This window comes from Kineobactrum sediminis, from assembly GCF_002868715.1.
GTDB lineage: Bacteria > Pseudomonadota > Gammaproteobacteria > Pseudomonadales > Halieaceae > Kineobactrum > Kineobactrum sediminis.
In genome coordinates this window covers 94,047-117,621 of sequence record NZ_PKLZ01000009.1, presented here as the reverse complement: position 1 = coordinate 117,621, position 23,575 = coordinate 94,047, and the positions used below count along the sequence as shown (strand labels likewise).

The 23,575-nt window shown below is 60.0% G+C and carries 23 protein-coding genes; 12 read left to right on the top strand and 11 right to left on the bottom strand.

Features of this window, described 5'->3' with window-relative positions; all coding sequences use genetic code 11:
- Position 1: 1 nt before the first annotated feature.
- Genes CWI75_RS12845 through gyrA form a run of 4 tightly spaced genes read right to left on the bottom strand, consistent with a single transcriptional unit; the run spans position 2 to position 5,772 of the window.
- On the bottom strand, positions 2-919 hold the full coding sequence (locus tag CWI75_RS12845; RefSeq protein WP_175580222.1) for a prephenate dehydrogenase/arogenate dehydrogenase family protein: 918 nt from the start codon (positions 917-919) through the stop codon (positions 2-4).
- 2 nt (positions 920-921) lie between these two features.
- The gene (pheA, locus tag CWI75_RS12840; protein ID WP_101521910.1) at positions 922-2,040 is read right to left on the bottom strand and encodes a prephenate dehydratase; all 1,119 of its coding nucleotides are present in this window, start codon (positions 2,038-2,040) and stop codon (positions 922-924) included.
- 14 nt (positions 2,041-2,054) lie between these two features.
- Positions 2,055-3,134: a 3-phosphoserine/phosphohydroxythreonine transaminase gene (gene serC / locus CWI75_RS12835; protein ID WP_101521909.1), complete on the bottom strand. Its 1,080-nt coding sequence runs from the start codon at positions 3,132-3,134 to the stop codon at positions 2,055-2,057.
- A gap of 40 nt (positions 3,135-3,174) precedes the next feature.
- The gene (gyrA, locus tag CWI75_RS12830; RefSeq protein ID WP_101521908.1) at positions 3,175-5,772 is read right to left on the bottom strand and encodes a DNA gyrase subunit A; all 2,598 of its coding nucleotides are present in this window, start codon (positions 5,770-5,772) and stop codon (positions 3,175-3,177) included.
- A 286-nt stretch (positions 5,773-6,058) separates the two neighbouring features.
- Between gyrA and CWI75_RS12825 the strand changes: the two genes are divergently transcribed.
- Genes CWI75_RS12825 through CWI75_RS12810 form a run of 4 tightly spaced genes read left to right on the top strand, consistent with a single transcriptional unit; the run spans position 6,059 to position 9,589 of the window.
- On the top strand, positions 6,059-7,396 hold the full coding sequence (locus CWI75_RS12825; RefSeq protein ID WP_101521907.1) for a TRZ/ATZ family hydrolase: 1,338 nt from the start codon (positions 6,059-6,061) through the stop codon (positions 7,394-7,396).
- Positions 7,393-8,118: a bifunctional 2-polyprenyl-6-hydroxyphenol methylase/3-demethylubiquinol 3-O-methyltransferase UbiG gene (ubiG, locus tag CWI75_RS12820; protein ID WP_101521906.1), complete on the top strand. Its 726-nt coding sequence runs from the start codon at positions 7,393-7,395 to the stop codon at positions 8,116-8,118. Before CWI75_RS12825 ends, ubiG begins: the two co-directional genes overlap by 4 nt.
- Entirely contained in the window at positions 8,115-8,795 is a 681-nt protein-coding gene (locus CWI75_RS12815; protein WP_241521210.1) for an HAD family hydrolase, read from the top strand. Before ubiG ends, CWI75_RS12815 begins: the two co-directional genes overlap by 4 nt.
- Positions 8,796-8,827: 32 nt before the next feature.
- Entirely contained in the window at positions 8,828-9,589 is a 762-nt protein-coding gene (locus CWI75_RS12810; protein WP_101521905.1) for a YciK family oxidoreductase, read from the top strand.
- A gap of 35 nt (positions 9,590-9,624) precedes the next feature.
- Here CWI75_RS12810 and rluB read toward each other — a convergent pair whose 3' ends face one another.
- From rluB to CWI75_RS12785, 5 genes are all read right to left on the bottom strand, one after another.
- Positions 9,625-10,545, bottom strand: coding sequence for a 23S rRNA pseudouridine(2605) synthase RluB (gene rluB / locus CWI75_RS12805; protein ID WP_420913257.1), 921 nt, complete (start codon positions 10,543-10,545; stop codon positions 9,625-9,627).
- On the bottom strand, positions 10,542-11,195 hold the full coding sequence (scpB, locus tag CWI75_RS12800; protein ID WP_101521904.1) for an SMC-Scp complex subunit ScpB: 654 nt from the start codon (positions 11,193-11,195) through the stop codon (positions 10,542-10,544). The genes rluB and scpB overlap by 4 nt, the downstream gene beginning before the upstream one ends.
- A 1-nt stretch (position 11,196) precedes the next feature.
- Positions 11,197-11,967, bottom strand: coding sequence for a segregation and condensation protein A (locus CWI75_RS12795; RefSeq protein ID WP_420913258.1), 771 nt, complete (start codon positions 11,965-11,967; stop codon positions 11,197-11,199).
- 115 nt (positions 11,968-12,082) lie between these two features.
- Positions 12,083-12,706 carry an L-threonylcarbamoyladenylate synthase gene (locus CWI75_RS12790; RefSeq protein WP_101521902.1) on the bottom strand — a complete coding sequence of 208 codons (624 nt, stop codon included), beginning with the start codon at positions 12,704-12,706 and terminating at the stop codon, positions 12,083-12,085.
- Positions 12,703-13,632: a PHP domain-containing protein gene (locus CWI75_RS12785; RefSeq protein ID WP_241521209.1), complete on the bottom strand. Its 930-nt coding sequence runs from the start codon at positions 13,630-13,632 to the stop codon at positions 12,703-12,705. Before CWI75_RS12785 ends, CWI75_RS12790 begins: the two co-directional genes overlap by 4 nt.
- A gap of 29 nt (positions 13,633-13,661) precedes the next feature.
- On the opposite strand from CWI75_RS12785, the gene CWI75_RS12780 reads away from it, so the two are divergent.
- From CWI75_RS12780 to CWI75_RS12755, 6 genes are all read left to right on the top strand, one after another.
- Entirely contained in the window at positions 13,662-14,252 is a 591-nt protein-coding gene (locus tag CWI75_RS12780; RefSeq protein ID WP_101521901.1) for an inner membrane-spanning protein YciB, read from the top strand.
- 8 nt (positions 14,253-14,260) lie between these two features.
- Positions 14,261-14,560, top strand: a complete 300-nt coding sequence (locus CWI75_RS12775; RefSeq protein WP_101521900.1) for a YciI family protein — start codon at positions 14,261-14,263, stop codon at positions 14,558-14,560.
- Positions 14,561-14,623: 63 nt separating this feature from the next.
- Complete coding sequence (locus tag CWI75_RS12770) at positions 14,624-15,298, top strand: TIGR04211 family SH3 domain-containing protein (RefSeq protein WP_101521899.1); 675 nt, start codon at positions 14,624-14,626, stop codon at positions 15,296-15,298.
- Positions 15,299-15,337: 39 nt separating this feature from the next.
- Positions 15,338-15,913 carry a peptidylprolyl isomerase gene (locus tag CWI75_RS12765; protein ID WP_101521898.1) on the top strand — a complete coding sequence of 192 codons (576 nt, stop codon included), beginning with the start codon at positions 15,338-15,340 and terminating at the stop codon, positions 15,911-15,913.
- Complete coding sequence (locus CWI75_RS12760; RefSeq protein ID WP_101521897.1) at positions 15,910-16,689, top strand: pyridoxine 5'-phosphate synthase; 780 nt, start codon at positions 15,910-15,912, stop codon at positions 16,687-16,689. The genes CWI75_RS12765 and CWI75_RS12760 overlap by 4 nt, the downstream gene beginning before the upstream one ends.
- A gap of 2 nt (positions 16,690-16,691) precedes the next feature.
- Positions 16,692-17,354, top strand: coding sequence for a pseudouridine synthase (locus CWI75_RS12755; RefSeq protein ID WP_101521896.1), 663 nt, complete (start codon positions 16,692-16,694; stop codon positions 17,352-17,354).
- Here the strand turns inward: CWI75_RS12755 and CWI75_RS12750 are convergent, their stop codons facing one another.
- A complete protein-coding gene (locus tag CWI75_RS12750; RefSeq protein ID WP_241521208.1) occupies positions 17,355-18,146 on the bottom strand; it encodes a sulfurtransferase in 792 nt (263 codons plus the stop codon).
- Between the two features lie 143 nt (positions 18,147-18,289).
- Between CWI75_RS12750 and rimO the strand changes: the two genes are divergently transcribed.
- On the top strand, positions 18,290-19,606 hold the full coding sequence (gene rimO / locus CWI75_RS12745; protein ID WP_101521894.1) for a 30S ribosomal protein S12 methylthiotransferase RimO: 1,317 nt from the start codon (positions 18,290-18,292) through the stop codon (positions 19,604-19,606).
- A gap of 8 nt (positions 19,607-19,614) precedes the next feature.
- Positions 19,615-20,322, top strand: coding sequence for a 16S rRNA (uracil(1498)-N(3))-methyltransferase (locus CWI75_RS12740; RefSeq protein ID WP_101521893.1), 708 nt, complete (start codon positions 19,615-19,617; stop codon positions 20,320-20,322).
- A 752-nt stretch (positions 20,323-21,074) separates the two neighbouring features.
- Here the strand turns inward: CWI75_RS12740 and CWI75_RS12735 are convergent.
- On the bottom strand, positions 21,075-23,543 hold the full coding sequence (locus tag CWI75_RS12735) for a TonB-dependent receptor (protein WP_101521892.1): 2,469 nt from the start codon (positions 23,541-23,543) through the stop codon (positions 21,075-21,077).
- Positions 23,544-23,575: the final 32 nt, after the last annotated feature.

The window sequence follows — 23,575 nt, the reverse complement described above, 5'->3', positions numbered from 1 at the left end:
CTCAGGCTGGGGGCTGGCCACGAGCAGCCAGCAACGCCGCAAAGGCATCGCGGGCACCCTTGGCGCGGGTGAATGTAGCCAGCAGTTCATTACCCTGCTGGTCGGCGATCGCTTCCCGCAAGCCGGCGAGATGACCACTGAAAAGATCAATCGCCTCAAGCAGCGCAGCCCGGTTGGCCAGGGCGATATCCCGCCACATTACGGGGTCACTTGAAGCAATACGGGTAAAATCACGGAAGCCGCCGGCTGCAAAGCGGAATATATCCTCGCTGGCGTCACTGCCCGCCAACGCATCAACCAGTGCGTAGGCAAGCATGTGCGGCAAATGGCTGGTCGCCGCCAGTACCTGGTCGTGCTCCGCAACGGCCATATCCACCACTTCGGCACCGGTACTGGCCCACATGGCGCGCACCAGCGCCAGAGCCGCCGCGTCGTTACCCTCGACTGGAGTCAGTATAACCCGGTGATTAACAAACAGGTTTGGGTCAGATGCCTCGACGCCGCTATGCTCGGAACCGGCGATGGGATGACCCAGGATCAATCGTGGCGGCATACCGCCCCAGACGGTCTCCGCCACTCGCTGCAAATTGCCTTTGACGCTGGCGACATCAGTAATTACCGGGGGCTGAGGTCGCTCCTTCAACCGCGGCAAAATCCGCTCCAACATCTGTTCGGCAATCAGGGTGGGGGTCGCAATCACCAGAATATCCGCGGCGTCCACCGCCGCGTCCAGGTCCAGCGTGTAGTCGTCGATAATACCGAGTTCAACGCCGCGTTGCAGCGAGCTTTCGCGGTGACCCCAGGCAACACAACGGCTACTGAAGCCGCTGTCGCGCAGAGCCCGCGCCAGCGAGCCGCCAATGAGCCCGAGGCCAAGAATAACCAGCACCGGCCCGGAATGGGATGTCGCGTCAGTCAACGCTACAACACCGCGCGCGGATAGGAACCCAATGGCTTGAACAGGATGGACTGCTCCTCCAGCTCGCCAACAATACCGCGCACGTTCTCGTCCTGCATGTGGCCCTCAAACTCGATAAAAAACACATAGGCCCATTTTTCCGTACGCGAGGGCCGGGTATCGATACGGGTCAGGCTGACCCCCGCTCGTCGAAACGGGTCCAGCAAGGTGAACAGGGCACCCGGTTTGTTGCGGCTGGACACAATCAGCGAGGTCTTGTCGCGGCCACTGGGAGGCACTTCTTCGCGGCCCACCACCAGAAAGCGGGTGGTATTGTCAGGGTAATCCTCTATATGCTCCGCGAGCTTATCCAGATGGTACAACTCCGCGGCCATGTCGCCCGCCACTGCCGCCACGCCCGGGATTGTTGCGGCCATTCGCGCAGCCTCACCGTTGCTACTGACCGCTTCGCGTTCCACCAGCGGCCAGTGCAGGTCCAGCCAGTTGCGACACTGGGCAAGGGCCTGCTGATGGGCACAGATCCGGGTAATGGCCTGCGCCGGGGTATGCTTTGCCACCAGCAGGTGATGAACGATTCGCATTTCCACTTCGCCGGATATTTTCAGGGGCGAATCCATGAAATTATCAAGGGTATGACTGACCATGCCTTCCGTTGAATTTTCAACCGGCACCACACCGTAATTGCAGTCCCCGGACGCCACCTGCGCAAACACGGTATCAATCGTATTCTGGGCCACACAAATGGCGGCGTGACCAAAATGCTTGAGCGCCGCTGCCTGGGTGAACGTACCTTCAGGACCCAGGTAGGCGACTTGCAAAGGCCGCTCCAGGGCCAGACAAGCCGACATGATTTCGCGAAAAATGTGCGCAACCGCCTCTCCCGCCAGCGGGCCCTGGTTGCGATCAATAATGCGCTGCAGGACCTGGGCTTCACGCTCGGGCCGGTAGTAGACAACCTCGCCGGCGGGCTCCCCTGATTCACCCGCGGCCAGGATTTCCGCCAGCTTGATTTCAGCCACCCGCTGCGCGCACTCGGCACGGCGTTTAATCAGCGCCTGGATATCCTGGTCGATAGCGTCTATATCCGCCCTGACCTGATTGAGATCCCTGGTATCTGTCATCGCCAACCGCCGCCTCAGCCCTTGCGTTGCTCAAAATCCTGCATGAACGCGATCAATGCGTCCACTGCCTCCTCGGGAACGGCATTGTAAATACTCGCGCGCATGCCACCTACCGAACGGTGGCCTTTGAGGTTAAGTAACCCGCGGGCCTCTGCTTCCTCCAGAAACGGCTTGTCCAGGGACGAATCAGCCAGGGTGAAGGGCACGTTCATCAACGAGCGACTGGGTACTTCCACCGGGTTGGCATAGAAGGTGCTGCCATCGATTGCCGCATATAGTTTTGCCGCCTTGCGCCGGTTGATTTCAGCCATCGCCGGCAAGCCACCCAGCTCTTTCAGCCAGTCAAAGACCAGCCCGGCAAGATACACCGCAAAAGTGGGAGGTGTGTTGTACATGGAATCGTTTTCAGCCGCCGTCTTCCAGTCCAGCATGGTCGGGCAGTGTGGCTGCGAGTGTCCCAGCAGGTCCCTGCGCACAATCACCAGGGTGAGGCCGGCCGGGCCGATGTTCTTCTGCGCGCCCGCGTAAATCATCCCGAAGCGGGATACATCCAGGGGTCGCGACAAAATGGTGGATGACATGTCGGCCACCAGTGGCGCACCGGTTTCCGGAATCCAGTGGAACTCTACCCCGCCGATGGTTTCATTGGGCGTGTAATGCAGATAGGCGGCATTGGGGTCGGTACTCCAGGTATCCCGGGGAGGGATTGTACTGAACCGGGTATCCTCCGAACTGGCTACCACGTTGATCCGCCCAAAACGCCTGGCCTCGGCGATCGCCTTTTTGGACCACTGACCCGTGTTGACGTAATCCGCGCTGGCACCCTCCGCGAGCAGGTTAAGTGGAACCGCTGCAAACTGGGTGCTGGCCCCGCCCTGCAGGAACAGCACGGCGTAATCGTCAGAGATTCCCAGCAGCTCGCGCAGGGTGGCCTCGGCCCGTTCCGCCACGCCGATGAATTCGGCGCTGCGATGGCTCATTTCCATCAGCGACATGCCTTTGCCATGCCATTCGAGCATATCGTCACGTGCGGTTTCCAGTACCGGCACCGGCAGGGCCGCAGGCCCTGCACAAAAGTTGTAGCAGCGAGTCATCGCAAGGGCTTCCTTAAATTAGCGAAGGAGCGTGGACGCCTTAGTCCTCGGCGTCGCCAGCTCCGGTGGTGTCATCAATATCGGCATCAATAACGGCATCCGCATCGATCTCCGGTTCAGCAATACGCTCAATCCTGACCAGGAATTCGTCGGGCCGGGTGCGGATTACGCGCACGCCCTGCGTGTTGCGGCCGACCAGGGATATTTCTTCAGCGCTGGTGCGCACCAGGGTACCCTGGTTGGAAATCAGCATGACCTGGTCACCCGCAAACACCTGCACGGCACCCACCAGACGGCCATTGCGCGCGCTGGTGGACATGGCGATCACACCCATATTACCCCGCCCCTTGGTCGGGAATTCCACCAATTCCGTGCGCTTGCCGTAGCCGTTTTCACTCACCGTGAGCACCTGGCCACCCTCCTGGGGCACAATCAGGGAAATCATGCGGTGGCCCTCGCCAAGACGAATACCACGCACACCCCGGGCCGTACGCCCCATGGCGCGAACATCATCCTCGCGGAAGCGCACCACCTTGCCCTCGCTACTGAACAGCATAACGTCACAGCTGCCGTTGGTAATTGCGGTACCGATCAGGACGTCGTCCTCGTCCAGCTCAAGGGCCCGCAGACCGACACTGCGCCGGCGGGCAAAATCAGTCAGTGCGGTTTTCTTGACCGTGCCCTTGGCCGTGGCCATGAAAATATACCAGCCCTCGGTATACTCATTCACCTGCAGGATAGAAGTCACCCGCTCACTCTCTTCCAGGGGCAGCAGATTCACCATCGGCCGGCCGCGGGAATTGCGGCCCGCCAGGGGAATCTGGTAGACCTTCAGCCAATAGACTTTACCCATGTTGGTAAAGCAGAGAATGGTGGCGTGGGTGCTGGCGATCAGCAAATGTTCGACAAAATCCTCATCCTTGACGGCGGTTGCCGACCTGCCGGTGCCACCGCGTCGCTGGGCCTGGTAGTCGGACAACGGCTGGGTCTTGGCATAGCCCCCATGGGAAATGGTGACTACCCGGTCTTCTTCCGTGATCAGGTCTTCAACCGTCAGGTCGTGATGGGAAGAGCTGATCTCGGTAAGGCGGTCGTCGCCAAACTCGGTCACAATTTCCTCAAGCTCTTCGCGAATTACCAGCTTCAGGCGGTCCGGATCCGCAAGAATCTCCAGGTAATCGGCGATTTCACGGAGTTTTTCGTCGTATTCGTTGAGTAATTTCTCGTGCTCCAGGCCGGTGAGGCGATGCAGGCGAAGGTCGAGAATGGCCTGCGCCTGGGCCTGGGACAAGAAGTACTCGCCATCGTGAAGACCGTACTGGGGCTCCAGCTCATCAGGACGGCAGGCATCTTCCCCGGCCCGCTCCAGCATCTTGCTCACGTCGCCGGGCGGCCAGGACCGGTCCATCAGTTTTGTTCGCGCCTCGGAACTGCTGGGGGACGCCTTGATCAACTCGATGACCGGGTCAATGTTCGCCAGGGCAATCGCCAGCCCTTCCAGCAAATGGCCCCGCTCGCGGGCCTTGCGCAACAGGTATACCGTGCGCCGGGTCACCACTTCCCGCCGGTGGCGGATAAACGCCTCGAGAATCTGCTTGAGATTCAACAACCTGGGCTGACCGTCAACCAGGGCTACCATATTGATGCCGAACACGGCCTGCAACTGGGTCTGGGCATAGAGGTTATTGAGTACAACATCGCCGATTTCACCACGGCGCAACTCGATCACCACGCGCATGCCATCCTTGTCGGACTCGTCGCGCAGTTCGGAAATACCCTCGATTTTCTTTTCCTTGACCAGCTCGGCGATACGCTCGATCAACCGCGCCTTGTTCAACTGGTAGGGAAGCTCGTGAATGATGATGACATCGCGGCTTTTCTTTTCCTCGTGGATCACCTCGGCGCGGGCCCGAACATAAATGCGGCCGCGACCGGTACGATAGGCTTGGATAATACCGGCACGGCCGTTGATGATCGCGCCGGTGGGAAAGTCCGGGCCGGGAATGTGCTCCATGAGCTCATCCACCGTGGTGTCGGGATTACTCATCAGGGCCAGGCAGCCGCTGATGACCTCGCGCAGATTGTGCGGGGGAATATTGGTCGCCATACCCACCGCAATACCGGAGGAGCCGTTGATCAACAGGGTGGGGGCCCGGGTTGGTAACACGACGGGGATACTTTCGGTACCATCGTAGTTGTCGACAAAATCAACCGTTTCCTTGTCGAGATCCGCCAGCATGGCGTGGGCAATCTTGCGCATGCGAATCTCTGTGTAACGCATGGCCGCCGCAGAATCGCCGTCAACTGAACCAAAGTTACCCTGGCCGTCCACCAGCATGTAGCGCATTGAGAAAGACTGGGCCATGCGTACGATCGTGTCATAGACCGCGGAGTCACCGTGGGGGTGATATTTACCAATCACGTCACCGACGATGCGGGCCGACTTCTTATAACCCTTGTTCCAGTCGTTGTTCAACTCGTTCATGGCAAACAGGACGCGCCGGTGAACGGGCTTGAGACCATCGCGAACATCCGGTAAGGCCCGGCCCACGATCACGCTCATTGCATAATCGAGATAAGACTGCTTGAGCTCGTCCTCAATGCTGACGGGAAGAATTTCCTTGGCTAATTCACCCATGTACTACGGCTTCCTTAAATGACTACGGAGAGCGATAACAGCGGTGTTCACGAAATCGCCCCTGGCGGGCACGGCACAGGTTCCGGAAGTCCCTGACAAGCGTGCCACGCAGACGCGGAATTATACGGAATAACCCCGGCTGCCGCCATGTTTTTGCAGATTTTAGCGCCCGTTCGCGCGGGAACAGGGTATTTCCGGTTATACTTGCCCGCCACAGACGCCAGCTGGCCACGACCTGCCGGGGTGGCCGGCCCAAAGGCCTCTGCAACCGGCAAATCGAGGCCCCATGACAGCGCCAACCGAGATCTTCGACACCCTTGTTCACGCCGGCTGGATATTGCCGGTGGCGCCCGCCGGGGCAATACTCCCAGACCACAGCCTGGCGGTGCGGGACGGGCGCATTGCAGCAATCATGCCCCAGTCGCAGGGGCGCGCCCTGCGGGCACGGGAGACGTTTGACCTGCCGGGCCATGCGCTGCTTCCCGGACTCATCAACAGCCATGGCCACGCCGCCATGTCTCTGCTGCGCGGTTACGCCGACGACCTGCCACTGATGCCCTGGCTGGAAGAACACATCTGGCCGGCAGAGGGCCGCCATGTCGGCGAAGACTTTGTCGCCGTCGGCGTCGAGCTCGCCATCGCCGAGATGGTCCGGGCGGGTACGACCACCTTTTCCGACATGTACTTTTTTCCGGATATCTGCGCCCGTGTCGCCCAGGCCAGCCGTATACGCTGCCAACTCGTTTTTCCCATCCTGGACTTCCCCACGGCGTGGGCCAGGGACGCCGATGAATACATCAGCAAGGGGCTGGCCCTGCGCGACGATGTCAAGCACAGCGAACTGGTCACCGTCGGCTTCGGCCCACACGCGCCCTACACCGTAAACAAGGGCAATCTGGGCAAGGTTGCCACCCTGGCCGCGGAACTGGATACGCCGGTACAGATCCACCTCCATGAAACGACCGGAGAAGTTCTGCAAGCCGTTGAGCAACACGGCGAAAGGCCATTGGACACGCTGTACGAACTGGGTCTGCTGGGTCCGCGCACCCAGTGCGTGCACATGACCGATCTTGGTGACCAGGATATCGCACTGCTGGCGCGCACTGGCGCCCATGTGGTCCATTGTCCCCAGTCAAACCTGAAACTGGCGGCCGGCATCTGCCCGGTCAGCAAACTACTGGACGCCGGCGTAAATGTCGCCCTCGGTACCGACAGTGCCGCCAGCAATAACAACCTCAACCTGTTCGCGGAAATGCGCGCTGCCGCCCTGCTGGCCAAATTTCGCTCGGGGGATGCCAGTACCCTGCCTGCGGCCAGTGTACTGGCCATGGCCACTATCGGCGGGGCCCGGGCACTGGGTCTGGAAGAACAGACCGGCAGCCTGGAGCCGGGCAAACTGGCGGACATGATCGCCGTCAACCTGAGCGGCCCGGAAACACAACCGGTGCACAATGCACTGTCGCAAATCGTCTACGCCTGCAACGGCAGCCAGGTCAGCCACAACTGGGTAGGCGGAGACCTGCTGTTGCGCGATGGCGAGCTTCAGTATACCGACCTCACTTCACTGGGCGCCCGTGCTGCGGCATGGCAGGCCCGCATCGCCGGCACAGGATCCACACCATGACCAACAAAGCCAATGTCGACCCCCAGGAAATCGCCAAATTCGAGGCCCTGGCCTCGCGCTGGTGGGACCGTAACAGCGAGTTTCGCCCCCTGCACCAGATTAACCCGCTGCGCGCCAACTATATAGACGAGCACTCGCCCGTGGCCGGCAAGACACTGCTGGATGTGGGTTGCGGTGGCGGCATCCTCGCGGAAGCCATGGCCCAGCGGGGCGCCCGGGTATCGGGTATCGACATGGGTGAGGCGCCGCTTGCGGTGGCCCGCATCCATCAGCTGGAATCCGGGGTCGATATCGACTACCGGCAGATGACGGCTGAAGATCTCGCTGCAGAACAGCCCGGGCACTACGACGTGGTGTGCTGCCTTGAAATGCTGGAGCATGTGCCGGATCCGGCGGCCGTTGTGGCGGCCTGTGCAACACTCGCGAAACCTGGAGCGGCCCTTTACTTCTCAACCATCAACCGCAATCCCAAGGCATTTGTATTTGCCATTGTCGGTGCCGAGTACATCCTGAAACTGTTGCCCGCGGGCACTCATGAGTACACCAAATTCATCAAACCCTCGGAGTTGGCGGGCTGGATCCGGGCGGCTGGCCTCAGTCTTGATGGCATGACCGGCCTGACCTACAACCCACTGAGCAAACAGTACCGGCTGCAGCCGCGCGATGTATCGGTAAACTACATGGTCAAGGCCAGCAAACCGCTGCTGGAGCCAATGTCGTGAGTCGTCCCCGACCCACCGACCTGCGTGCGGTCATCTTCGATCTGGACGGCACCCTGGTTGATACCGCCGACGAATTTGTCACCGTGGTTCAGGCCCTGCGCGCGGAACATGGGCTACCCCCCCTGCCATCCGCGCGCATCCGGAGCACGGTTTCCAATGGCGCCCGGGCCCTGGTAACACTGGCGCTCGGGATTGCGGAATCCGATGACAGCTTTGAGACTCAGCGACTGCGGTTGCTCGAGCTTTACGCTGAAGTGCTGGGCAGCACCGCCCGGCTTTACCCGGGTATAAGCCGGCTACTTGCGACACTGGAAGAGCGGGGAGTGGCCTGGGGCATCGCGACCAACAAGCCACGGACCTATACCGAACGCTTACTGGAGCGCCTGGCAATCACACCGGCACCGGGCAGTGTCGTATGCCCGGATGATGTTTCCGAGCGCAAGCCACACCCGGAGACCCTGCACCTGAACTGCCGTCACCTGGCCTGCGGCCCCGAGCACGCCATTTATATCGGCGATCACCAGCGCGATATTGAAGCGGGGTCCAGGGCCGGAATGTATACCATTGCCGCACTTTACGGCTACATTGAGAGTGGAGACGATCCCGCGCTCTGGGGCGCAAGCGCAAGTGCCAATGCCAGCACGGATCTGCAGTTACTGATCCTGGACCGCGCCTGAGTCCATCCAGACATACCCAGACGGAGCTTTTTATGCCTATCCAGACCGCCCCCCAGGACTATCAGGCAGCACCTGACCTGCTGGCCGGCAAAGTGATTCTCGTTACTGGTGCCGGCGACGGCATCGGTCGTGCCGCTGCCAAATCTTATGCCGGCCACGGTGCCAGCGTGATCCTGCTGGGCCGCACAACGGCCAAGCTGGAAGCGGTATACGATGAAATCGTGGCCGCTGGCGGACCGCAACCGGCGATCTTTCCACTGGATCTCGCTACCGCGACAGAAGACGATTACGCCACCCTGGCACGTGCCCTCGACGAGACCTTCGGCCAGCTGGATGGCCTGCTGCATAACGCCGGCATCCTTGGCGAACGTCGCCCGATTGCCAGTGCGCAATACCCCGCCTGGGCCGAGGTGATGCAGGTGAATGTCAACGCCCAGTTTCTGCTGACTCGCGCCACCCTGCCGCTATTGGAGCAGGCGCCAGAGGCCTCGGTGATTTTCACATCATCCGGCGTGGGCCGTCGCGGCAAGGCTTACTGGGGTGCTTATGCGGTATCCAAATTTGCCACGGAGGGCCTGATGCAGGTACTGGCAGATGAGCTGGAAAATACCTCAAAAATACGCGTCAACAGTCTCAATCCCGGCGCTACCAATACGGCAATGCGACGCAGCGCGTACCCGGGTGAAACGCCAACCAGCAATCCCGCCCCGGCCGACATCATGCCGACGTACCTGTATTTGATGGGCGCCGATAGCGCGGGCATCAGCGGTGCCGCCTTTAACGCCCAGGGCTGAAAGGAACAATCCCGCCATGGCCATAGCACCAGGGCCTAGCGGCGGGATTTCTGACCGGCCCGATGCCGGCTCTTGCCGGGGGATGGCACCGGGGATTTGCGCTTGCCGAACTGCCGCTCCATGGTTTCCTTTTCCTTGATGGTGCTGCGCTTGACCTGCTTTTGCGGCAGCGCCGCAAGACGATAAAGGCCCTTGATTTCCTTTGGCGACAACTCGGTCCATTGCCCCTGCTTGACCTTGGAAGGAATGAAAACGTCACCGTAGCGAACCCGTTTCAGCCGCGATACGGTAAGGCCCTGCGACTCCCAAAGGCGGCGCACCTCACGGTTACGGCCCTCCATGAGCACCACGTAGTACCAGTGGTTGATACCGTCGCCACCGCCATCCTGGATATCGGCAAAGCGCGCCACCCCGTCCTCCAGCATCACCCCTTCCAGCATGGCCTTGAGCATGTCCTCCCGGACTTCACCCATGACTCGCACCATGTACTCACGCTCGATATTGGAGGATGGGTGCATCAGGGTATTGGCGAGTTCACCGTCAGTCGTAAACAGCAGCAGGCCGGAGGTATTGAAATCCAGCCGGCCGATGGAAATCCAGCGACCACTCTTGAGCTTGGGCAAACGTTCGAAGACCGTCCGTCGTCCCTGGGGGTCCTTGCGGCTGCAGACTTCGCCAGTGGGCTTGTGATAAAGGATGCAACGGGTTTCCTCGGCCGGGGCTCGTTCGAGCGGTTTGCCGTCAATTAAAATCCGCGCGCGGTCGTCAACCCGGTCACCAAGGCTGGCGCGCTTGCCATTGACCTCAATGCGGCCCTCTTCAATCCAGCGCTCCATTTCACGGCGCGACCCCATGCCGGTGCGGGCAAGTACTTTTTGCAGTTTTTCGCCGGGGACGGTGGTTTCATCAGCCGTCACTTCAGCCGCTTTGGGAGTGGGTACTTTGCGTTTACTCAATGTGTCATACCGTGGTCTGGAGAAGTTTCGTCGGGGCCGGAGAGGTTTTCCACTTCGGCGTGTTGTGCGGCGGCCGCCGGTAAGGGTTCATTGAACCCCAGTTCCGCGTTCAGGGTTTCGAGGTCACGAATTTCCGCCAGCGCTGGCAATTGGTCAAGGTTCTTGAGATTGAAATAGTCCAGGAACTGGCGGGTGGTGGCATACATGGCGGGACGCCCCGGGACATCCCGGTGCCCGACAATACGGACCCACTCGCGTTCATGGAGGGTCTTGATAATATTGGAACTCACGGCGACGCCGCGAATTTCCTCGATTTCACCCCGGGTAATAGGCTGACGATAGGCAATCAGCGCAAGGGTTTCAAGCATGGCGCGGGAGTATTTCTGAGGGCGCTCGTGCCACAGCCTCCCCACCCAGGGACTCAGGGACTGGCGAACCTGGTAGCGAAAGCCGCTGGCCACTTCCACCAACTCAAAACCACGATCTGTACAACGTTCCGCCACCACGCCCAGGGCCTCCCGCAGATCCGCATTGGGGGGCCGCTCATGCTCCTCAAACAATTCACCCAGCTGGGCGACGGTAAGCGGGCGGCCAGCCGCCAACAATGCGCCCTCCAGGATCTGGATAAGGGTAGTACTGGTCTCAGACATGTTATTCAGACCTTGCCTTTACATGGATAGGGCCAAAGTTTTCGGTTTGCACTATTTCCACCAGTGCTTCCTTGATCAGTTCCATTACCGCCAGGAATGTTACGACGACACCCAGACGTCCCTCACTGGCGGAGAACAGTGCCACAAAGGGTACAAACTGGCGGCCGGACAGTTTTTCCAATACCTCGGACATACGCTCCCGGGTAGACAGCGCCTCGCGCTGGATGTGGTGGCTCTCGAACATATCTGCCCGCCGCAGCACTTCACCCAGTGCCAGCAGTAATTCCCTCATGTCCACTTCCGCATCGGTGCGCACCCGGTTCAGGTCCGGCGGTTCGGCACTGCCAACCCAGGTGTCGCGCTCCACCCGTGGCAATTCCTCGATGTCCTCTGCCGCCTTCTTGAAACGCTCGTATTCCTGCAGGCGGCGAATCAACTGGGCGCGCGGGTCCTCCTCGTCATCATCGGTATCGACGGCCCGCGGCAACAGCATCCGCGACTTGATCTCGGCCAGCACAGCGGCCATTAGCAGGTACTCTGCGGCCAGTTCAAACTGCATGGCATCCATCAGCTCGACGTAGCGCATGTACTGTTCGGTAATTGCCGAGACATCGATCTCGAGGATATCCAGGTTCTGCCTGCGGATAAGGTACAGCAGCAGGTCAAGTGGGCCTTCAAAGGCCTCGAGGAATACCTCCAGCGCCTGCGGCGGAATATAGAGGTCCCTGGGGAGCTCGGTCATGGCCTTGCCAAGCACAACGGCAAAGGGCATTTCACCCTGCTGCGGCCGGGCCGAAGCCGCCGCTTGCCCGGATGCTGGCGGTGTCACCGCCGGGGGAGTGTCGTTCACGGGATCACCTGTAACCATGGCCGCCGAGTATACCCGATCAGGATTCAAAAGGCGTTACGTCGCCCTTGCCGGTGCGCAGGATTACCGGGACATCATCCGCCAGGTCGACCACCGTTGTCGGCTCGAGACCACAATAGCCGCCATCAATCACCAGATCGACATCGTGCTCCAGCAAGCGGCGGATTTCATAGGGGTCAATCAGGGGTAATTCGTCCCCGGGCATAATCAGGGTCACGCTCATCATCGGCTCGCCGAGATCCGCCAGCAGGGCCGCAGCGACAGCATTATCCGGTATCCGCAGCCCCACCGTCTTGCGTTTGGGGTGCATGAGCCTGCGCGGCACCTCCGAGGTGGCTCGAAGAATGAATGTATACGGCCCTGGCGTGCTGTGCTTGAGCAGACGGTAGGCGGTGTTGTCCACCCGCGCATAATTGGCGAGGTCGGACAGGTCGCGACACACCAGGGTGAAATTATGCCGGTCGTCGAGCTTGCGAATACGACGGATACGATCCCGCGCCGCCTTATCGCCAATATGACACCCCAAAGCGTAGGCGGAGTCCGTCGGGTAAACGACTACCCCACCCCCACGGATGATATCGACGGCCTGCCGTATCAGCCGCGCCTGGGGGTTATCCGGGTGTATCTGGAAAAACTGGCTCACGTGGGCTCTCCTCCCGCGACTGCGATTGGCGACTGCCAGCGCTCCCATACACCGCGCAAATCGCCGAGATGCCGCAATTCTACACCGAGTTCAGCACCCCAGGGACTATCCCGATGAAAATCACTGCCGCCCGACACCTCAAGCCCGCACTCCAGCGCCAGTTCTCGCAGAGTGCGGGTCTGGTCCGAGGTTTGCCGGCCATTGACAATCTCGACAGCGGTACCACCGGCCTCCTGAAAATCCCGTACCAGGCGGCGCAGCTTGCTGCGGGTCAGGCGGTATTTGAGGGGATGCGCCAGGATAGCGACACCACCGGCAGCGACAATCCAGTCGGTCACCTCGGCAAGCTCCGGCCAGAACGCTTTTACATCGCCGAATTTGCCCTGCCCCAGGTAACGGTGGAAGGCCTGCGCCACGTCAGCCACATGGCCCTGCTCGACCATCCAGGCGGCAAAGTGCGGCCTGCCAAGCTGGCTGCTGCCCGCTATCGCCAGCGCTCCCTCCAGGGAGCCCTTGAAACCCTTTTGCGCCAAACGCTCGGCGATCACCACCGCGCGATCCCCGCGCGCAGCCTGCAACCGGGCAACGCCGTGACGCAGGCTTTCATGGCAGCAGTCCACACCGAGCCCGACCACGTGGATCGTCACCCCCGACCAGACACAGGAAAATTCAACCCCGGACAATAAGGTCATTTCACCGCCAATACGGTTATAATACTCGGCCGCTGCCTGGTACCCGGCAACGGTGTCGTGATCGGTCACCGCAAACAGGTCTATCTGCCTGTCCAGCGCACGGTCGATCAGCTGCTCGGGCGACAGAGCGCCGTCCGAGGCGGTGGTATGGGTGTGGAAGTCAATCAGCACTGTCTCTACACTCGCAATATTTACGTACCCGGGCAAGCGCGCACCCGCGCCTGCCATACGCATGGTATCACGCCGGAGTCCGACTATTCTTCATGAGACAACTAGCTGAGTTTCTTCCGATCGCCCTGTTTTTTATCGTCTACCAGATGAATGGCGACACCGTATCACTGGGCAACTGGAGTCACACGGTCGACGGAATTTTTTCCGCAACCGCCGTACTCATGGTCGCTACCGTCATCCAGATACTGGCTACCTGGTTACTGACCCGCAAACTTGAAAAACGCCTGCTCTGGGTCGGTCTCGCCGTCTGTGGTTTCGGGGCCGCCACGCTGCTGCTGCGCGACCAGCTGTTCATCATGTGGAAACCCACCATTTTCAATTGGGCCCTGGGGCTGGTTTTCGGCGCCTCCCAGTTTTTTGGTGAACGCAACCTGATGGAGCGAACCATGGGCACGCAGATTCATTTGCCACACCGGATCTGGAAGCGACTGAACCTGACCTGGGTCGTCTACTTCTTCACGGTCGGGGCACTGAATCTGGTCGTGGCCTACGGCTACAGCGAAGCTGCCTGGGTCAGCTACAAACTGTACTCCGCCATTCTCTTTACCCTGATATTGACAGCGCTGACGGCATGGATGGTCGCACCGCACCTGAAAGAACAGCCGGCGAACAACCAGGAGTAATCGCGAATATGTTCTATGCAATAGTCTGTGAGGATGTAGCAAACAGCCTGCCATTGCGCCAGGGGGCGCGCCCTGCGCACCTGACGCGCATCCAGCAGCTGGTTGACGCGGGACGCCTGCTGGTCGCGGGGCCCCATCCTGCGGCGGATACCGAAGAGCCCGGTGAAGCCGGTTTCACCGGGAGTCTCATTATTGCCGAATTTGACAGCCTTGAAGCGGCTACCGCGTGGGCAGATACGGACCCCTATGTCACCGCCGGCGTTTTTCAACACGTGGTGGTCAAACCTTTCAAGCCGGTACTGCCCTGAATAACCGCCGGCATGTTAATATTTCACTTTTAAGCTTCCGATTTCAGGTACGAGGACACCATTTTGCAACGCATTTTTATACGCTCCCTGTTGGTACTCCTGATGGCCAGCCCAGCGCTGGCGCAGGATATCCGTTATGTCCGTGACACACTTTATGTGCAGCTGCGCACCGAGGCAGGCGAAGGCGCCGGCACCGTGCTTTCCAGCCTTCCCTCAGGCACCGTATTAACGGTGAACGGAACTACCGCCAACGGTGAGTGGACCGAAGTCGTCACCGGCAACAATACCCGGGGCTGGATCGCCAGCCGGTTCCTGATGGAAGAGCAGCCGGCATCAATGAAAGTTGAGGCTGCCACCACACAGGCCGAACAGCTCACCCTTGAGAATGCCGAACTCTCTGTCGAGCTGGAAAAGTTACGTACCCTGCTGGGAGATTTACCGCTGGAAGACGACGGCGGCGAAGGTGCCCTTGAGGCCCTGATGAGTGAAATGGCGCACCTGCGGCAGATTTCCGGCAAGTCACTGGAGCTGGACGCCGATAACCGCAGGCTTGTTGAAGAAGTCGAGAACCTGCGCGCCCAGGGCGACATGCTAACCGCGGAAAACCAGCGCCTGCAGGATAACCTGGCCAGCGATGCCTTCATCAATGGCGCCCTGGCGGTCTTGCTGGGGGTTGTAATCACCCTCGTGGTCCCGCGTTTGTGGCCCCGGCGCCGACGCAATGACGGCTGGGCCTGAGCTCTGCGATAAACCGCCCCGATCGACGAGGATTTTCCCATGCTACGCTTATTGACCCTGGCCCTGATGATCCTGCTGCCTTTTGCCACCACCCAGGCGCAGGAGTCTGGCCTGCCCAACCCGCAAGTGGTGATTAAAACCAGTGAGGGGCAAATCACGCTACGCCTGTTCAGGGACAAGGCACCCGTCAGCGTCGCCAATTTTCTGGCCTATGTCGAATCGGGCCACTACAACGGGACCATTTTTCACCGGGTGATCCCCGGCTTCATGATCCAGGGAGGCGGCTTCCTGCCCGATATGACAGAGAAGCCGGCCCGGGACCCCATCGTTAACGAGTCGCGCAATCGCCTGCACAATGTGCGCGGCACCGTCGCCATGGCTCGCACCAGTGATCCGGACTCCGCGGCAGCCCAGTTTTTCATCAACCAGCGTAGTAACCTGCAGCTCGACTGGGCGCCCGGGCAGCCCGGCTACGCCGTATTTGGCGAGGTTACTGACGGTATGTCCGTGGTCGATTACATAACCTCCAGCCCCGTGCAGACGGTGAACGGGCACAGTGACGTTCCCACGGAGCCCGTTATCATCCAGGAAATCACACGCAAGTCGCTGCTGTGATTGCCCTCAGCGTTAATATCAACAAGATTGCGCTTATTCGCAATTCCCGCGATACCCGCAACCCCGACATTCCCCTGCACGCCCAACTCTGCATTGACGCCGGTGCCGACGGCATCACTGTGCATCCCCGGCCCGACCAGCGCCATATTCGGGTGCAGGATTGCTTCGACCTGTCCGCCATGCCCGGTCTCGAGTTCAATATCGAAGGCAACCCGATGACCGGACCGCGCAAGAGCGACCGGCCCGGGGTCAGTGATTACCCCGGTTTTATGGCACTGGTCAGGGAGATTCGACCGACACAATGTACCCTGGTGCCCGACAGCGATAACCAGCTGACCTCGGACCACGGTTTTGACCTGAAACGTGACGGCGACCGGATCGCACCCCTGGTCGCAGAGCTGCAGGCCCTGGGTATCCGCACCAGTCTGTTCATGGACCCGGACCCGGAGCAGATTCGGCTGGCGGCGAACATCGGTACGGATCGTATTGAGCTGTATACCGAAAGTTATGCCAGGGCTTTCGCTGCCGGTGACAACGTGGACGCAGTGCTGCAAACGTTCATTACGGCCGCTGAAGTTGCCCTTGATTCAGGGCTGGGCGTTAACGCCGGCCATGACCTGGATCTGCATAACCTACCCTTGTTCAGCAAGGTACCGGGGTTGCTGGAAGTGTCAATCGGCCATGCCCTGGTAGTGGATGCGCTCAGCATGGGTCTGGCGCATACGATTGCCGCCTACCAGCGCGCCCTGGGCAAATCCGTACCCGATCGCGCCTGAACATGGATGAGCTCCCACCCTACCTGGTACCCCACAGCCAGGAGCCGATCACCATTCTGTACCGGGATGACGACCTGTTATTGGTGCGCAAGCCACATCTGCTGCTGAGTGTCCCGGGGCGCCATCCCCTGAACCGGGATTGCCTGATCAGCCGACTGCAACAGGACGATCCCGGCGCCAGCATCGTCCACCGACTGGACCTGGACACCTCGGGTATCATGGTCATCCCCCTGAACAAACCGACTCACGCCCACATCAGCCGCCAGTTCCAGGAGCGCAGGGTACATAAAACCTACGAAGCCGTAGTCTATGGCAAGGTGGCGGCTGAACGCGGGGAAATTAATCTCCCCATCGCCAGCGACTGGGCACGCAGACCGCTACAAAAAATCTGCCACGATACCGGCAAACAGGCCCTGACCCACTATGAAGTAATGCACCGTGAACCGGACCGGACGCGCCTGCGCCTGGCCCCGGTAACCGGGCGGTCCCATCAATTGCGAATACACTTGCGCGAACTGGGCCATCCCATACTGGGTTGCGACATGTACGCCCATGAAGCCGCGTTGCAATTGTCGCCAAGAATGTTGCTGCACGCCACTACTCTTGCCTTCACCCACCCCATCACCGGGGAGTGGCTGGAGGGCAATTGCCCACCGGATTTCTAGTCAAGCGAGATAACTGCACCAGTCCGACCAGCTGCCGGCATACAGCTCGGCATCGTTACGCCCCAGCCGGGACAGCGCATACAGGTTAACGCAGGCAGTGACTCCCGAGCCGCAGTAAACAACCAGCGGCCGATCCTCCGGCAAACCCTCAAAGTGTGCCCTTAACCCCTGTTCGTCACGCAGGTAGCCCCATTCATCGGTCACTCCCTGCCAGGGGTAATTACAGGCGCCGGGAATATGCCCCGCAACCGGGTCGATTGGCTCCTCCAACCCGGCATAACGCCGGTATTCACGGGAATCTACCAGTACACTGCCCTGTGCCTGCCACTGGCGCAGGCCCTCGATAGTGCACACACCCCGGTAGCCGCCCATTACCGGCGGCGCGCAGGGCCGCGGCACGGGTATCGCCGTTTCCGTGGCACCACCTGCTGCCAGCCATGCCTGGTAACCGCCGTTCAGCAACTGCGGGGCACGGTACCCCAGCGCCCGCATCAGCCACCATAATCGCGCCGCAAAGGCCAGCCGGGAATCATCATAGGCGACTACGGGGGTGTCAATTCCAATGCCAAGTGAGGCCAGCCGGGCTGCCAGTATTCCGGGGTCCGGCGGCGGATGGCGACCACCATGAGTTGCCGGCGGGGCCGACAAATCATCCTCCAGATGCAGGTAATGAGCCCCTGGAATATGGCCCTGCCGGTAATGGTCGAACCCTGCCTCGGGGTCACCCAGAACAAAGCGACAATCAACAATCACACAGTCTGGCTGCCGGGCCAGTTCCGTTGCCGTAATCACGCGGTGAGCCTCTCCTGAACACCTGTAAAGCCAGTAGTCTAACGCCCGATGGGTAAACCGGCTACGCGAAACGGCAACGGGCATGTCGCCCGACTGCCGGGGCCTGTATAATCCACGCCCGCCCATCCAAACAGGCCATTATCATGTCACGCAATAAAGTCGGCTTCGTCAGCCTGGGCTGCCCCAAAGCCCTGGTAGATTCCGAGCGTATTCTCACCCAGCTCAAGCTTGACGGTTACGATATTGTACCTACCTATGAGGACGCCGAGCTGGTTGTCGTCAATACCTGTGGTTTTATCGACAGCGCCAAGCAGGAATCCCTGGACGCCATTGGCGAGGCGATCAGTGAAAATGGCCGGGTCATTGTCACCGGCTGCATGGGCAAGGGCGCCGATGCTGAATCAATCCTCTCCCTGCACCCCAAAGTGCTGAGCGTAACCGGCCCGGCGGCTTATGAGGAAGTGGTCAGTGCCGTACATCAACATGTGCCCTGGACTCCGACACACGACCCGTTCAGCGACCTGGTTCCGCCACAGGGTGTTAAGCTCACCCCGCGCCACTACGCCTACCTGAAGATTTCAGAGGGCTGTAACCACCGCTGCAGCTTCTGCATTATCCCGCACATGCGCGGTGACCTGGTGAGCCGGCCTATCGGCGAGGTTATGGAAGAAGCGGAACGCCTGGTAAAGGCCGGGGTCCGCGAACTGCTGGTGATCTCCCAGGACACCAGCGCCTACGGCGTAGACCTCAAATACCGAACAGGTTTCTGGAACGGGCGGCCAATGAAAACCAGCATGCAGTCGCTGTGCGAAGGCTTGGCGGAATTGGGGGTCTGGGTGCGCCTGCACTATGTCTACCCCTACCCCCATGTTGACCATGTTGTACCACTGATGGCCGAAGGTAAGATACTGCCCTATCTGGACATTCCCTTTCAGCACGGCAGCCCCAGCGTGCTCAAGCGCATGAAGCGCCCGGCCGCTGCGGAAAAATCACTGGATCGCATCCGCCGCTGGCGTGAAATCTGTCCGGATATCACGCTTCGCAGCACGTTCATTGTGGGCTTTCCGGGGGAAACCGAAGACGATTTTCAACAGCTGCTGGACTTCCTTGAAGAGGCACAGCTCGACCGGGTGGGTTGTTTCCAGTACTCCCCGGTGGCAGGCGCCCCCGCAAATGAGCTTCCGGACCAGGTACCCGAAGAGATCAAACAGGCGCGCTGGGATGAGTTCATGGCGCTGCAACAGCAGATCAGTGCCAATAAACTGCAGGCCAAAATCGGTCGCACCATTGAGATCCTGATTGATGAAGTGGATGAAGACGGCGCCATTGGCCGCTCTACCGCAGATGCCCCGGAGATAGACGGCAAGGTCTATCTGGACGGTATTACCGACCTGCGGCCCGGCGACTTTGTGGAAGCCGAAGTCACCGCCGCCGACGACTACGATCTCTGGGCAGGATAATTGCGCCTTTGAATCTGTTGCTATTCAGCGCCGGCGAGTGCGATACCGAGGGCCAGCTTCATCTCAGCGGCCGGCGAGCGCAACATGTGTGCCAGGTACTCAAGGCCCGGGCAGGTGACCAGCTGGTGGTCGGCGAGATTAATGGGCTCATGGGCCACGCGCAGGTTGTGGCCATCGAACCGCAGTATGTGCAGCTCAGTGTTACGCTTGATCAACGCCCCCCCGCCAAGCTGCCGGTCAGTCTGGTCGTTGCCCTCCCCCGGCCCAAGATGTTGCGCCGTATCCTGCGTGCCGCCGCCGAGTTCGGGGTCGACAATATCCATCTCATCAACAGCTACCGGGTGGAGAAAAGCTACTGGCAAACTCCGGTGCTGGCGCCGGATACCGTGCGCGATTATCTGCTACAGGGCCTGGAGCAGGCCCGCGATACGATGTTACCGGGTGTGCATGTGCATAAACGCTTCAAGCCGTTTGTTGAGGATGACTTGCCCGCACTGATGGCAGATCGGGAGGCGTTGCTGGCACATCCGGGCAACGTACCTGTCGCACCGGCAGAGCCAACCCGGAGGCGCCTGCTGGTGATCGGGCCCGAAGGGGGCTTTATTCCCTATGAGGTCGAGAAACTGCTGGCGGCGGGCTGCCGCCAGGTGAGCCTCGGCACGCGGATCCTGCGCGTGGAAAATGCGGTGGCGGCGCTTTTGGGCAGGGCGCTCTAGCGGGCTTGGTGCGGGGTCGCGATGTATCCCCAATACCCGCGACACACCGTGAATACATCCTTGGTTGCCTATCAGCGGGGTCGCCATGCATCCCCCAATGCCTCCGTGACACGCCGTGAATACATCCCTGTAGGCTCGGCGCCAGCATCCATGCTGGCGACGGTCACGGAGGCATTGGGGGATACATCGCGACTCGGAATACGGCGGTACATCCGGGCCACAAGCAAAAACAAACCCTTTAACTACGTACCGATGGTAGCCGCGGTGTCGTTGCCAGGCGGAGCTGCGACTCTCGCCGGCATGGATGCCGGCGTGAAGCCTACAGGGACGTATTCACGGCGTGTCGCAGCGCCGCCTGGCAACGGCACTGCGGCGAAAAAAACACCCATTTCCAGGAAAAACAAAACCATTCGCTACGTACCGATAGTAGCCGCGGTGTCGTTGCCAGGCGGAACTGCGACTCTCGCCGGCATGGATGCCGGCGTGAAGCCTACAGGGACGTATTCACGGCGTGTCGCAGTGCCGCCTGCCAGCGGCACTGCGGCGAGAAAAAAACACCCGTTTCCAGGAAAAACAAAGCCACTCGCTACGTACCGATAGTAGCCGCGGTGTCGTTACCAGGCGGGACTGCGACTCTCGCCGGCATGGATGCCGGCGTGAAGCCTACAGGGACGTATTCACGGCGTGTCGCAGTGCCGCCTGCCAGCGGCACTGCGGCGAGAAAAGTATTACCGGACACCTCGGAGACCTTACTAAAACCGGTACTCCAACTCCATCCCATACATCCGCGGCGGCGCCACCGCAAAGCCACCGATACCGGAGGACTCAACCAGCGCAGTACCGCCGTTGAGATATTCCTCATCGGTCAGGTTGGTACCGAACAGGGAGCCGGACCAGCGCTCGTCGGGAGAAACCCATCCTACACGAGCACTCAGCTCATACTGCTTGTCCTCATTCCACAGGCCAGTGGTACAACTGAGGGCATCAAAGCAGAACTCCAGGTCAAACTTCCAGCTGGCCTGTATTCTCGGGGTAATCACCCCATAAGCGGTCTCCCAGTTATATTGGGCAGACAACAGATACGTCTGCTCGGCCAGGCGCGGCAGGTTTTCACTGGAGCGGTCATTTGGACAGGAGTCCACCTGCAATATCGTCAGGTTTGCGCGGACACAGCCCGGGACAGCAGGTACCGAAGTGTCGGCGATGGTGATCTGTTCATCCATGAACTCCTTGATGTCGCCGTCCGTGATCGTCGCGTTAAAACCGATCACCAGGTTGTCTGTCGCCAGCCAGGTGCTCTCCAGCTCAAAACCCTTGATCACAGACTCCGCGGCATTGATGGTCGCAGGCGATGGTGACTGTACTTCGGGGTTGATCACCAGGGTGGTGAGCTGGCGATTGGTATAATCCGTGTAGAAGAACGCACCGTTAAGGCGCAGACGCCGATCGAGCAGGTCCAGCTTGAACCCGAATTCCCAGCTTTCCACTTCTTCCGGCTCAAACCGCTCAAGCTCCCCGGTAGGTGACTCGGACAGGCCACCAGACAGAAAACCCTCGCTATAGGTCAGGTAGAGGCTGCCCTGGTCAATCCAGGTATTCCCCTCGATCAGGTACTGGATACTGGCCATTGGGGTGATGTCACTGTTGGATACCTTACGCTGGCGCTCGCCCGCCACATCAAAGCCAAAGGCGGGGTTGTACTCGAAGCCCGGACGCTGTACCACAAACAAACCACCACCAAGGGGCGTTACCGGACCGCCATTGGCATCCAGCGTGCTGGTGTCGATCTCGAAGTCAGTAATCGCCAACTCCCGGGTCTCCTCGGTGTAACGGACACCGAGCGTGGTGCGCCACTGGGGACTGAATTCCCATTCCAGCTGGGCATAGGCAGCAAACGCATCGTTCTCTGCTTGCTGTGTATCGGCTGAGACATTAAGAAAAAACAGATTGGCGATAGCGGGGTCAAAGGGCCCCAGGAAGCTGATGCTCTGCCGCCCCTCACTCTCTTCCCTGAACCAGTAAAGGCCGGTTACATACTGCAGGCGGTCATCGGCTGCACTGCCGATTAATTGCAATTCCTGGCTGTACTGATCCGTTTCTCCCGCACCACCCTCGGGATGCACTGTATTGGTTCGGTGCAGAAACGGAATTGCCGTATGATCAAGTTCATCGTTCTGTGACGCTTCCGTATAACGCCACCCGCTCACGCTCTTTAACATCAGGTCGTCATTGACTGCCCATTCGGCAACCAATGAAGCGCCGCGGTTTTTGGCCTTGTACTCACCGCCAAGGTCAGAAACCACTTTGCGCGGATCACCGCCTCCCGCCGCCGCCGCTTCATCACAGAAATCGCCCAGTGTTTTACCGGTGGATGGAATAATGGCAAGGGTATTGAACAACTGCGCCTGCCAGCCGATGACGCCATCGACGTTGAGGCACTTCATCGGCCGCATGCGCTGGTCCGTTTCGGCCCAGTTCACGTTGAGATCAATGGTGAGATCCTCGCTGGCGGCCCAACGAGTCTGCCAGATAAGGCTTTGACGATCCTCGTCCATGTAATCCTTGCCGTCAAACAGGTTCTCTATCTGGCCATCACGTTTGCGCACAACACCGGAGAATCGGGTCCAGACAGATTCACTCAAGGGCAGGTTAAGCACAAAATCGAGATCCCGGCGGCCAAAATTACCGATACGCGTACCGATGGAGCCCTCAAATTCACCTACTGGCCTGTTGGTTGTAAAAACCAGCGCCCCCCCCGTGGTGTTCTTGCCAAAAAGGGTGCCCTGCGGGCCCCGAAGTACCTGTACCGATTGAATATCATTAAGATCCAGCAGGGCGCCATCCGGACGACCCAGGTAGACATCATCTATGTAGATACCCACCCCCGAGTCGATATTCTCGCCGGTATTGCGCTGGCCGACGCCGCGAATATAGACACTGGCCAATGGCGCGGAGCCATTGGCTTCCACCACATCAATGTTGGGTGCCAGGGTATTGAGATCGGCCAGATTGCGGACACCGGCTTCGCGCAAGGCGGTGGCATCCAGGGCCGTTACCGCCAGCGGCGTCTCCTGCAGGCTCTCGGCGCGCTTGCGTGCGGTGACAACTACTTCCTCAAGAACCATGCCCTGGGCAGAAACCGAAACCGGTCCGGCGGCTGCCAGCACCGTCCCGATCGCCAGGCAAATAGCAGACGGACGCCACATATCATGCTTCAACATTACTTGCACCTCACGTTATCTTTTATTTATCG